10 protein-coding genes are annotated in these 12,081 nt (G+C 44.2%); 6 read left to right on the top strand and 4 right to left on the bottom strand.

From position 1 onward, the window contains the following. Positions 1-538 precede the first annotated feature (538 nt). Positions 539-1,732, top strand: coding sequence for a lipopolysaccharide assembly protein LapB (locus NH399_RS24675; RefSeq protein WP_253044109.1), 1,194 nt, complete (start codon positions 539-541; stop codon positions 1,730-1,732). A gap of 56 nt (positions 1,733-1,788) precedes the next feature. Here the strand turns inward: NH399_RS24675 and NH399_RS24670 are convergent, their stop codons facing one another. Together NH399_RS24670 and NH399_RS24665 are read right to left on the bottom strand one after the other, a co-directional pair. Then, positions 1,789-3,933, bottom strand: a complete 2,145-nt coding sequence (locus tag NH399_RS24670; protein WP_253044107.1) for a choice-of-anchor X domain-containing protein — start codon at positions 3,931-3,933, stop codon at positions 1,789-1,791. Between the two features lie 460 nt (positions 3,934-4,393). After that, entirely contained in the window at positions 4,394-5,113 is a 720-nt protein-coding gene (locus NH399_RS24665) for a DJ-1/PfpI family protein (RefSeq protein WP_253044106.1), read from the bottom strand. A 151-nt stretch (positions 5,114-5,264) separates the two neighbouring features. On the opposite strand from NH399_RS24665, the gene NH399_RS24660 reads away from it, so the two are divergent. Next, a complete protein-coding gene (locus NH399_RS24660) occupies positions 5,265-6,248 on the top strand; it encodes a GlxA family transcriptional regulator (RefSeq protein WP_253044104.1) in 984 nt (327 codons plus the stop codon). Positions 6,249-6,280: 32 nt separating this feature from the next. On the opposite strand, the gene NH399_RS24655 is transcribed toward NH399_RS24660, so the two are convergent. Both NH399_RS24655 and NH399_RS24650 read right to left on the bottom strand, forming a co-directional pair. Next, positions 6,281-7,810, bottom strand: coding sequence for a M56 family metallopeptidase (locus NH399_RS24655; RefSeq protein ID WP_253044103.1), 1,530 nt, complete (start codon positions 7,808-7,810; stop codon positions 6,281-6,283). 1 nt (position 7,811) lies between these two features. Further along, entirely contained in the window at positions 7,812-8,204 is a 393-nt protein-coding gene (locus tag NH399_RS24650) for a BlaI/MecI/CopY family transcriptional regulator (protein WP_253044101.1), read from the bottom strand. 146 nt (positions 8,205-8,350) lie between these two features. On the opposite strand from NH399_RS24650, the gene NH399_RS24645 reads away from it, so the two are divergent. The 4 genes from NH399_RS24645 (at position 8,351) to NH399_RS24630 (ending at position 12,070) form a co-directional block, all read left to right on the top strand. Continuing rightward, a complete protein-coding gene (locus tag NH399_RS24645) occupies positions 8,351-9,388 on the top strand; it encodes a proline racemase family protein (protein ID WP_253044096.1) in 1,038 nt (345 codons plus the stop codon). Between the two features lie 10 nt (positions 9,389-9,398). Continuing rightward, a complete protein-coding gene (locus NH399_RS24640) occupies positions 9,399-10,334 on the top strand; it encodes an ornithine cyclodeaminase family protein (protein WP_253044094.1) in 936 nt (311 codons plus the stop codon). 138 nt (positions 10,335-10,472) lie between these two features. After that, positions 10,473-11,024, top strand: coding sequence for a sigma-70 family RNA polymerase sigma factor (locus NH399_RS24635; RefSeq protein WP_253044092.1), 552 nt, complete (start codon positions 10,473-10,475; stop codon positions 11,022-11,024). Positions 11,025-11,041: 17 nt separating this feature from the next. Beyond that, positions 11,042-12,070 carry a FecR family protein gene (locus NH399_RS24630; protein ID WP_253044091.1) on the top strand — a complete coding sequence of 343 codons (1,029 nt, stop codon included), beginning with the start codon at positions 11,042-11,044 and terminating at the stop codon, positions 12,068-12,070. Positions 12,071-12,081 lie beyond the last annotated feature (11 nt).

The following is a 12,081-nucleotide window of genomic DNA, read 5'->3' as shown; positions in this document are numbered from 1 at the left end:
ATCAAGAAAAGCTCCACTTTGTCAAAAAATGCCCTCGCTTGAATTTCTTGTGCTGTTTTTTTCAAGTTAAGGCAATCAAAAATTAAGTTTTTCAGGTCACGAAACACTCACAGTTCAATCACGAATTAGTAACAACAAAAGAAATATCTGAAACTGCGAACTTAGTAAAAACCAACTTCGCAAATTACTTGAATATTCAATCACATTTTAAGTTTTAATATTTCATTTGAAGATAACTAAAATTGGCTGTGTCCTTGCTACAAATCATCCTATTAATTCATTGAGTGCGATCCACAAAATGCCTTGTTAACCCACTGCAACGAAATTCATCCTTAATTCAAGCCAAATCCGATGTTACTCACAGACATTTATCGCTATGATGTATATAGGCCCAAAGTATTTCAAGGTGCAGGTAGGCGGCCAGCAAGCGAATCCCCTGAGCTTAGACAGACTAAGTGATTGGGGTGAGTGCGCGCAGCCAACACCGCTGCACCTCGAAAGGCGACGGGTATAGAGCATGTTGTAAAGAGGCCTTCTTATGTTAGTAAAAGCTCAGACTCTCCATCGCTGGCTCGTTATATGCCTATCGCTATGGGCACTGTCCGCTTGCGTCCAAGCGCCCAAGGCACCCAGTCAGCCAGCAGAAGTTAAACCCGTGGTGCCACGTCCAACGTTAAACCATTATCCTGAGTTCGGCCCACCACAAACCTTTATCACTGCTGACCAGCTGTTTCAGTTATCACAAAAGCATCAAGAGGCTTTTCGTAAAAGCTTTTGGTCTGCTAAAAATGAAAGCCTCCCTAAAAATCGACGTGTTGCTAATTACCTCGATAACGTTGCGCAACATTTTAATTATCACGGAGAAACCTACACCGCGAACGAAGCTTTGGATAAACTCCAAGGCAACTGCTTGTCCTTAGCCATTGTGACCACCGCACTTGCCAAAGTTGCAGGCATTAATGCTAACTATGAACTGGTAAAAACACCTCCGGTCTATCAAAAGAAAGGCGATGTGATCCTCACCTCCAGCCACGTCCGAACTGTTTTGTACGATCCCGACTATCAAGCACCAGAAAACCATTTTATTATTTCGAAACCCTCGGTAGTGATTGACTACTTTCCCTCGGCCAGAACCTACTCTGCAGGTCGTGTAAAACCTCATGAATTTATGGCCATGTATTTTAACAACAAGGCGGCAGGCGCTATTATCGATAAAGATTATGCTCGCGCTTACTGGCTACTCAAACATTCTCTAAACATTTCTCAAGACAACGCTCAGGCCATGAATATGCTGGCTATTGTTTATGGTCGAACAGGTCACCCAGAAGAAGCCGAGGCGATCTATGTGTATGGCATAGAACACTTTAAAAGAAAGCTGGAGTTGCTTAGCAACTATCATGGCTTACTGACGGCTCAAAACCGCACAGCTGAGGCCGACACCATCAAACAAAAAATTCTGGCCATTGGTGAGCCCGACCCTTTTCAGTGGCTGGAGCTAGCACAGGACGCTTATCGAAGAGATCAAATCAGTGATGCTATTCGTTACTACAAAAAAGTGATTGAGCTGGCGCCTTATCTTCATCAAGGTTATGTTGGATTAGCTGTTTCTGAGTTTGAAAGAGGTCAAATAAGAAGAGCAAAAAGTTTAATGAAGCAGGCATTAGAGGTAACTTATGATGCCGAAACGAAAGCCTTGTACAAAGCAAAATTAACGGCTTTGTCACAGTTTTAAAGCAAAGGCTGTTGCTCTTTAATAAAAGAACATCAGCCCTGCTTTATTAACCAATCCTAACGTGCAGCGTTAGCATTCATCGTTGCATTACGTCCTGAATCTTTATATTGAGCAGTGTCTCTCATACCAGTGGTATGACACTGTCCTGTTTTGTGTCCTTTATTATTAGCGCCCGATAGTTGCCCTGACCATTTTTCGGTAGTGCCATCATCTGGATCATCGAGCAAAACATCGGTGACAACATTACAGTAATCATAAGCCCACCAACGATCTTTAAACGACGTCGTATAGTAATCTACTTGCTGACGCGCCCAGCTTGGAATCGTAGCCAACCAGTTAGACGCACCGCTGTATGTTAAGTCCGTGTTCTTGCCACAACCTGCGCCAAAAATAGCACCTAAGGCAGCCAGGTTACCCGCTAATGCAGTGCCTTGATAAGGGGTTCCCACCGACTGAATTAAACGTCCACCGGATGCGTAATCTAAACCCGACCAATAACGAGTGTACAAATGCAACGCCGCCGCGCCACCCTGACTATGTGCAACCACACCAAAGGAAGGATGACTTGCACCAAAATCACGGATCAGTTTGGCAAACGCATCATGGCTACGATTTTTCTTAAGATCTTTAAAGGTAATCGTGTTGCTAAAGTGACTCGTATTCCAAGGCTCGCCACTGGAGCAGTATCCGTGAACTAACATCAGCTTACCCGACGAAGCAGCTTGTTGCGTCATCGAAGTTACTTTTGACATGACTTTCTCACTTCTCACACCCATCAACATTTCGTCGTTAATAACAGCCGCTTTTTGCAAACTACCGTTGGCTGCCAGTTTTGATTGACGAGCACTCAACCAGCCTTTACCGGTTTGCAATGGCAACTGCTTCATCAGTGCAATCGGCGTGTTGTTATGAGTGGTTTGCAAACGAATGTTACGCAACTCGAAAGGTGCATTCAGACCGCTACGATCCAACCAGCGTAAATCAAAACCAAGTTGCGCTTTACCTTCTGCTAATGGCTCAACAACACCACCAACCCAAGCAGCAGCTTGTTTTTGTCCTTGAGCATCAGTGCCCCAAACTTCAGCCGCAGCAAATATTTCGCCAGCGGTTTTATCCATCACAGCAAGATCCAGCTGAATCAAACTGCGATGCAAACTTTCTTGCAATAATGTGGCAGGAGAAGACGTTAATCCATAACTTTGTTTTTCGATAGGATACAGATCCATCGCCGAACGACTGAACGCCATACCATCGTTGCGCACGCCCTGAACTTGAACCTGAGTTGAGTAAGTACCGGTCATAACCGATGGCATTTTCGCCGTGAAGCGTCCATCACCAGCAATCTTATCACCTTGTAACCCTTGGTCATTCATAGCGATGTAAGTCACCTTACCATTAGGGTATTCAACGCGCACTTGTGCTCGCGTAATATTAGCTCCGCCAGGTTGTTGCTTCACCATTTTGCTGCGAACATTATTACTCTTAACACTGTCCACCATGTAAGCCACCATATTCAGGTCGCTATCAAGAGTCGTTACCTTATTATCAAGGTAAGTGTAGAGTTTATAAGAAGGGTCACCTTTTGCGAGCAAGTATCCACGCGGAATAGAAGGCACCATGCTCTGGCCTGGACGCGATTGCTTGCCGCCATTGTTAATCTGACTGCGACGATATTTATCGCCAACAGGGGCTTGTGCAACGGGCTCAGCAACCTGATTAAAATCAACGAGCCAACGACCAGCAGAAGCCTCGGGGCGCTGATACTGTTTGCCCGCGAACTGTTGATCACCCACTTCAAACTGTTTTACTGCCATCCTTGAGCCTTGTTTCATTGACTCACTCATCACCGTTTTGCCCTGCGGTGACTTAAATGACAACTGCCAATGTTGCGCATCTGGGCTTAAAAACAAAATAGGATTAGCTTGGTTGGAATCAATAATAAGTTCTTGAGTCCAAGCCGATTGACCGTTTGTAGTTTTCGCAGAATGCTGTGCCCGCTCGCCCACTGGCAACATCACAGAATGACTGAACACACCACTTTCGGCAGCCGTTTTTAATGACTGATGGTGAATCGACTCTGGTGCTACTGACAGTTGCTTAGCTTCACTCGCGACAACAGGGTTGCTGATACCAAATTGCATGCAAATGGCTGTGCCTACCCACAGACATTGCTTATTCATCTTTATATTTTTTATATTCATTGTTCCAGGGGCTCCATAATATGTAAACGAAGCGTTCCCTTAGACCTACAACTCAGCCGCGTTCCTTGTTCTACCCGGCTATTAACACTGGTCTGAGCTGTAAGATTAACGATAAAGTCTCAATAGGCCTCACACTCAAGTTGAGATTCCACCTAAATCAAATGCCTATGGTAAAAAATCCACCTCGCAAAACCTGAATAAACACTTAATAAAAAAGGGATTTAGTGGGTATCACATCAAAATAAAACAATTGTTTTAAACATACGAAATATTCACACTTGTTTTAAACGTGATGCATCGCAATATTTAATTAATATCAACAATCAAATTAAGGAAAATATATGCATTAAATATGGAAAAATAAGGAGGTAAAAGCAGCTTCAGCTAGTCCTCAATTATGAAGCATTAGCACTTCCATAAAAGAAGACTAGATCCACCCAACAAACTCTATTACGGCTTTTTACACTCCCACTTTTTGTCGGATATCAGTCAACGTCTTTTGCCACAAAATTTTGGGAACTGACACCATATTTCTTGGGTTCCTGGCTGCTTCCAACATCTCTTCTTTAGCAATACGATATACCACCTCAGACGCTTTATCTGGGTGACCAGAATTAACAGGAGGTGTGGGATCATATTCGATCAAAAGCTGAATAATTTCTGCTCTTTCCTGGCCATACAATTCCTTTACAACAAATAAAGAAAGATCAATTCCTGCTGACACGCCTGCACCCGTAATGATTTTTCCAGATTGAACAATTCGTTCGGTCTTTCTTGGTTTTGCACCAAACTTAGTTAAAAAGTTTTGTGCAATCCAGTGAGTCGTGGCAGGACACTCTTCTAGTATTCCTGCTGCCCCCAAAATCAAAGCACCAGAACAAACAGACAAAGTTAGCTGAGTTGTTTTGTGAACTTGCCTTAACCAGGCAGTTAACTGTTTATCGGCCATGGCCGTCGTTGTATCAGCAGAAGACCCAGGCACTAAAACAATGTCTGGACTAAGTGTTTCATCGTAAGTATGGGTAGCGCCCATAACTAATACGCCGCTGTCAGCGACGACAGGCTCTACTCTACCACTCACAAACCGAATGTCTGCTTCGTGTATATGATGAAGCACTTCGTAAGGACCAATCGCATCGAGCGCGGTTACCCCTTGATACAAAACGATGGCAATTTGCATGAATTATTCCTGTTTCTATGTCTTTTTAATCAATGGGCAATATCCATACTTATAAGGTCCAATCACCCGCCATATAGGATATTGAATTTGAGTCAAATGGCTTGCTCGGTATAATCCTACCAATGAACCAAATGACCGATATGCCAACAATATGTCTCAAACTGCCACATCAAAAAAAGTCTATTTCTTGCTGTATGACGAAGTACAACTGTTAGATATTTCAGGTCCGGCCGAAGTCTTGGCTCAAGCTAATCAGATTGTTGGTCGTTCGGTTTATGATATTAAGTATGTTGGCAGCAGCTCATCTAATAAGGTGAAATCCAGCGCAGGGCTGCCACTTGTGGTGGAGCCATTACCGCCCGTTACTCATGCCATTGATATAATCATTGTTCCAGGTGCAGAACACGAAGCACTGAGTCAGATCCGATCCAATGAAGAAGTCATGATATGGCTTGATCAAGCAGCAAAACATGCAAAAACAAGAGCCTCAGTTTGTACAGGTGCATTCTTACTCGGGCAACTAGGGTATCTAGATAATCATTTATCAACGACACATTGGAAAGGAACCCAACATCTGCAACGAGAGTTCCCTAACACCAAAGTGCAACAAGATACTCTATACACTCATGATCATAACCTTTGGACTTCGGCAGGCGTGATGTGCGGTGTCGACATGACGTTGGCTATGGTCAATCAGGACCTTGGGGCCAAAACTGCATTAGAGATCGCTCGATCTCTTGTGGTGTCTTTGTTTCGTGAAGGCGGTCAGTCTCAATTTTCTGGCGCGATGGAATTGCAATCGAAAGCTCATCAAAACGACATTATCAACTTAATAGCCTGGCTCGAAGCTAAGCTTCAACAAACGGTCACCGTTGAGCAAATGGCAGAATATCTTAATACTTCTGTTCGAACCCTTCATCGTCGATGCATCAAGGCACTAGATATGACGCCCGCACAAGTTCTCAATGAGTTGCGTCTAGATAGAGCAAGGGAGCTTTTGCATCAGCCTAATATCCCGGTTAAGTCCATTGCTTATGAGTGTGGCTACAGTTCGCAGGAAGCATTGTCCTCTGCTTTTAAAAAGCGCTTTGGTGTTGCTCCAAAGCGCTATAGAGAACGATTCAGTCTTTCATAATATTTTGTGCAAGTTCAGCAAAAATGACTCTATTAATTTTTACTGGCGACCATTGACATACTGATACCCGAGAACACACCTTCCGCACTCTCTTCACCAATTTCGATCATGCCTGCCTTGCCAAAATCAACAATCATTCTTGGTGTTGCAATGATGTTTTCTTTGCCATCTTTTTGAGTTGCGACTACCGTATCTAATAGTACTCGTTCCTCACCTTCGATTACTACGATCTGCGGCTTCACTTGCACCTGATAAGGGGCTTTCTCTATCACTGTCCACTCATTAGTATTGGCATCGGCAGACAAGTCCGTCGGTGATTTTTTATCAATGGATACAGATATTTTTACCTTCAAAGGAACACTGGCCGAATTGGTGCGAAAGTCTGGTTGCTTTCTTAACATAAGACCAATTTCGGTGCCATCAAATACCGCAAGCATGCGCTCAGTCACAGCTTGCTCCTGACTCGTGATAGTTACCAGCGTTTTGTTAAAACGATCTTCGGAAACATCAAGAGTAACGGGTAACTCTTTAGCAAGAGCAAACAGTTCTTCGAGTTGCTCCTCAGCTCCTGAGAATTCAGTTCCTATCTCGCGACGATTTTCACTCTCACCCGTTTTAGTAATTGTATTAAAGATAAGTCGAGTTACCTTTGAAGAAATTTGAGCCGTAGTATCTTGTGCGCTCACTGTAATCACAGATATTGACAGAATAGCACTGATGGCCATAGCTAAAATATGTTTCAACGTCATACGAAATTCCTCATTTAATTGTTGTATTCGATAAAGATTAAACTTTTTCCTTAAGAAAAACGGTGTAGCAAACTTAGGAGCCTCCCGTTGAGCATGATGAACAACAAGCAACTGTGCTAGATGATGTTGATAGTTTTCATCTTTATGCTGACAAGACTCATCACAACTCAATTCGATCAGCTCACATGTTTGCCGATAAAACCAATAAATCACAGGGTTCCACCAGAACAGATATCGAACCATGACGGTGTACAACTGAATAAAATTATCTTTCTGTTTAATATGAGTGAGCTCATGCAACACAATTGCTTGCGATGCAGGCTGTTTTAGCAAAGACTCACCAATCCATATTTCTGGCTTAAAATAACCACGCACAAATGCATTAGAGTAATCAGCCACGACTAAAACGGGCACTGATAAAAGATCATTATCAGCAAACTCTTCGGACTTACCTTTTACACGTGAGGACAGCTGCTTCATCACAATCTGATGGCGACCAAAATGACGCAGTAACAACACACATCCAACAGCCAACGAAGCAATAACAACCCAGTGAAACTCCCATCCCAAAGATTGATCCGTTTGTGCGACTGCCGACGACACAGAAACAAAAGACTCCCAAACGACAATGCCCTGCCCATTAGCAAAAGAAGCATCGACAGGAAGAGATACCAGGTGCCAGGGAACCAGCCACGAGCTAATCCCGATCAGTATCACTCGTAAACGAAAACGAGCGGGCGCATTGTGCAAGAAAGATAAAGCAAGGATCACTAACAGTGATATCAGACTATTAATCAGTAAGTATTCCAACATATTAGTCTCCTAACTGTTGCTTTTTCTTCTGTATCAGGCTTTCAAGATAAGCAATGTCATCTTTATCCAACGTTTCATCTTCTAGCAAATGGCTGAACAAAGGCCGAGATTGCCCGCCAAACACTCGTTGTAAAAATCGCTTCACCAAAGGTTTCGAAAATTTGGTTTGTGCTAACACGGGCTGATAAAAAATCGTGCGCCCCTGTTGACGACTTCGAGCAATGGCTCCTTTTTCTTCTAACCGATCAATAATGGTTTTTACGGTGGAGTAAGTGACTTTACGTTCGGATGCAATCTGCTTATGCAACTCGGGCGCAGAGGCTTCCTGATGTTGCCAGAGCAACTGCATCACTTCCATTTCAAAGTCAGATAGTTTAATTTCTAGGTCAGTCATGTTTATCTCTACATCTGTAGATATCAATATCGACAATTGTAGAGATAGAGAGAAAAATGTCAAGAACAAACATCAAAAGCCAAATTGAATACAATATACAATTATTATAAGATACGTCATATAACGCTAATCGTGAACGAAATAAAATGATGGATAGAAACAAGTTAATAGAGCATCCTTTTCCCAAACAGGGAGTTCGTATAAAAACGTTGGAATATCACACTGGAGGCGAACCATTGAGAATCATTGTCGATGGTTTTCCAGAACTCGCAGGCAAAACCATTCTGGAGAAGCGTAATGATTGCCGAGAGCGCTTTGATCATCTGCGCACCGCCTTGATGTTTGAACCTCGTGGCCACGCTGATATGTATGGCTGCCTGATAGTTGAGCCCGAGCGAGCAGACAGTCATTTCGGTGTATTGTTTCTCCACAATGAAGGTTATAGCAGCATGTGCGGGCACGCTGTTATCGCAGTAACCAAAGCCATGGTAGAGTCTGGTGCCATTCCCATGACCTCTCCAATGACCGAAGTGCGCATCGATTCTCCAGCGGGTCAGATCCGCGCATTTGCCCATAGCGATAATGACTCAGTCACCAGTGTGCATTTTGAAAATGTTCCTTCTTTTGTTTATGGGCACTATCAAATAGCCAATATTATGGCCGAGCCCATTCCCGTCACCATCGCTTATGGTGGCGCTTTTTATGCCTACGTCAACGCCTCTGCCGTTGACCTCACATTGCGTCCAGACAATCACGAACGCATCATCAGCCTGGGGCGCAAGATCAAGCAAGAAGTGCAGCGCACTCTTACCATCGAGCATCCTTTTGAGTCTGATCTCAGCTTTATTTATGGAACCATTTTTGTGGAGCCAACCGACAACGAAACTCACAGCCGCAATGCTTGTGTGTTTGCCGATGGCGAACTGGATCGTAGTCCAACAGGAACCGGTGTCAGTGGTCGAGCTGCAATTCATTATCTCGAAAATGATATTGAGCTTGAGCAGCCGGTTGTTATTGAAAGCCTGTTAGGCAGTCGCTTTACCGTCACAGCGCTTAAAGAAACGACTTTTGGCCCCCATCAGGCCATCATCCCTCGAGTCGAAGGGAACGCTCACTTCATTGGTAAAAATGAATTTGTTGTTAACTCAGACGATCCACTCAGTCACGGATTTATCCTTCGATAGGAATCATACAGTGAAGATTTATTCAGCAAATGATGTGCATCAGGCGCTCAACTTTGATCAATTGATTAATGCATTGGACAGCGGCTTTGCTCAAGACTATTCAATGCCACAGCGGCAGGTTTATTCATTAACCGCTCAAAATCACGATGCGTTTGCGGTTTTGCCAGCCTGGAATAATGAAGTTATTGGAGTAAAAGCCTTTACCTACTTTCCAGAAAATCCAACGCCGGAATATCAATCACTGTATTCAAAAATCATGCTATTTGATCGCCAGCATGGAACCCCGCTCGCTCTGGTGGATGGCAGCAGTGTTACCTATTGGCGAACGGCAGCGGTATCGGCACTGGCCAGTCGTTATCTTTCTCGATCTGATGCTCGTCGCTTATTAATATGTGGAAGTGGTAACTTATCACCCTATATGGTGGAAGCACACGCCAGCGTTCGCCCTATCGACGAGGTTATCTGGTGGGGACGCGACCGAACCAAGGTTCAAGCAAAGATAGAGCACTGCGCCAGCAAGATGCCACATATCCAATTCCATCATTGCGACAACTTGACCGAACAATCCGCACATGCCGATATCATTTGTGGAGCAACAGGCTCACTAACGCCTGTCATTCTGGGAGATTGGGTAACCTCAGGAACTCATATCGACTTGATTGGCAACCACTCACCGACTGGGCGTGAATGTGACAGTGATTTGATTGTAAAGTCAGAGGTTTATCTAGATAGCTGGTTGAACGTTTTGAATGAAGCCGGTGAAATTCTTATTCCAATCTCTGAAGGTGCTTTTACCAAAGAGCAAATCAAAGGGGAGTTAAGCGAGCTTTGCAAAGGCGCAATTACTGGCCGCCAAAATACCCAGGCCATTACCTTATTTAAATCGGTCGGCACCGCACTTAGCGATCTGATTGGCGCACATCTGGTTACCAAAAATCTCAAATAATAAAGCTCTCTGTTCAAGCTTTGTTCTCTTTATCTGCTCAATGAGGAGCAATTGTGAAGGACAAAGCTATACCCTTGATTCAAAAGAATAAGCTGTTTATTCTAAAGCATGTAATCCGTAACTAATCAGGGGCATTCAGTGCACGAAGCACTTACACAGGCCTTCCATCAATTTCAGAGCGAACTACTTGGCTTTATACGCAAACGTCTACCCGACTCGTCTCAGGCAGAAGACTTGTTGCACGAGCTTTTTCTGCGCCTCGAGAGATACCCATCCGATAAAGTCATAAAAGCGCCCAGAGCGTATCTGTACCGAGCGGCTAATAATCTGATCGTCGACGAGCTGCGCAAGAAAAAAAGCTACGATCAACGCTTTGTCGCTGCCGAGCAAGAAGAAGCCCCGGTTCATATCAGTCCAGAAGACATTAATCACCACCAACAACGGCTGAAATTATTAGACAAGGCAATCAATGAGTTACCCGAAAAATGTCAAAAAGCCTTTCGTTGGCATCGCATCGAGCAACTGGACAAAAAAATCATTGCAGAACGTCTGGAAGTGTCTGTAAACATGGTCGAAAAACACCTGCGCAATGCCGTAAAACACTGCCAACAGCGACTCAGCGAGGCCGAAGAGACAACTTTTTCTGATTCGCATTCCTCAAAATCCTCGCAGCAACGTCATCATCAGTAACAGGAGCCATCACCGCTATGACAAACCAAGAGACCTCCATACAGATGATCAGAGACACCGCGTCTGACTGGTTGGTGCGTATGGAAACCGGAGAACTGAATGAACAAGAAGAGTCGGCCTTCGTAGACTGGTTGACGGCTGACGAGCGCCATCAAGATATTTTTGCCGAGATGGAACAAACCTGGTTAGACGCCGCCTCTTTACCTACCGAGCAACCTTCAGACAATATCGAAGCAGACGTGATCGCCATGCCTGCCCAAGCCAGTAACGCGACATCGAGCCGAAATGCCGACATCATCGAGCAACAGACCACCACTCAATCTCAACGCCCTTGGTGGGCCTGGGCCGTTGCAGCAAGCTTAATGTTTGGACTCATTTCGGCTCCGGGATTATGGTTGAGTATTAACGCTGACTATCAAACTGCGACGGGCGAATGGCAAACAGTCACCCTGGCTGATAACAGCGTTATTGAGCTCAATACGGACAGTGCGATTCAGGTAAGCTACAGTGATAACCAACGTCACATCACACTGCTTCGAGGCGAAGCCTATTTTGATGTCGCCAAAGATCCAGCACGCCCTTTTATTGTCACAGCAGGTGATGTTAACGCTCAGGCTCTGGGAACAGAGTTTGCGGTTCAGTTAACGAATGATGAGCAAACCATTGTCACCGTAACCGAGCACGAAGTGGGAGTAAGTTCGACGGATTCTGCGTCAGAAAAACCAATGGCTATTGTAACCGAAGGCGAGCAAATTGCTTATCAAGACACTTTTAGTACCATTCAAAAAGTTAATCACACTCAGGCAACAGCCTGGCGCACTCAAAGACTGGTATTCAACGATCAAAGTTTGCAATCCGTCATCACTGAATTGAATCGTTATCATCGAGGTCACATTACCCTATACGGTGATCATTTAAAGACTCAAAAGGTAAACGGTGTATTCAATGTAAAAGATCCAGTAGCAACGCTCAAAAAGCTGGAACAAAGCTTACCAATAACGGTAACCCAAATGACGCCCTATTTGATTGTTGTTAGTTCCAAATAGGAAGCCAATCA

Source organism: Pleionea sp. CnH1-48 (assembly GCF_024124665.1).
Lineage (GTDB): Bacteria > Pseudomonadota > Gammaproteobacteria > Enterobacterales > Kangiellaceae > JAMXSB01.
The sequence above is the reverse complement of the archived record's forward strand: the minus strand, read 5'-3'. Positions and strand labels throughout refer to the sequence as shown.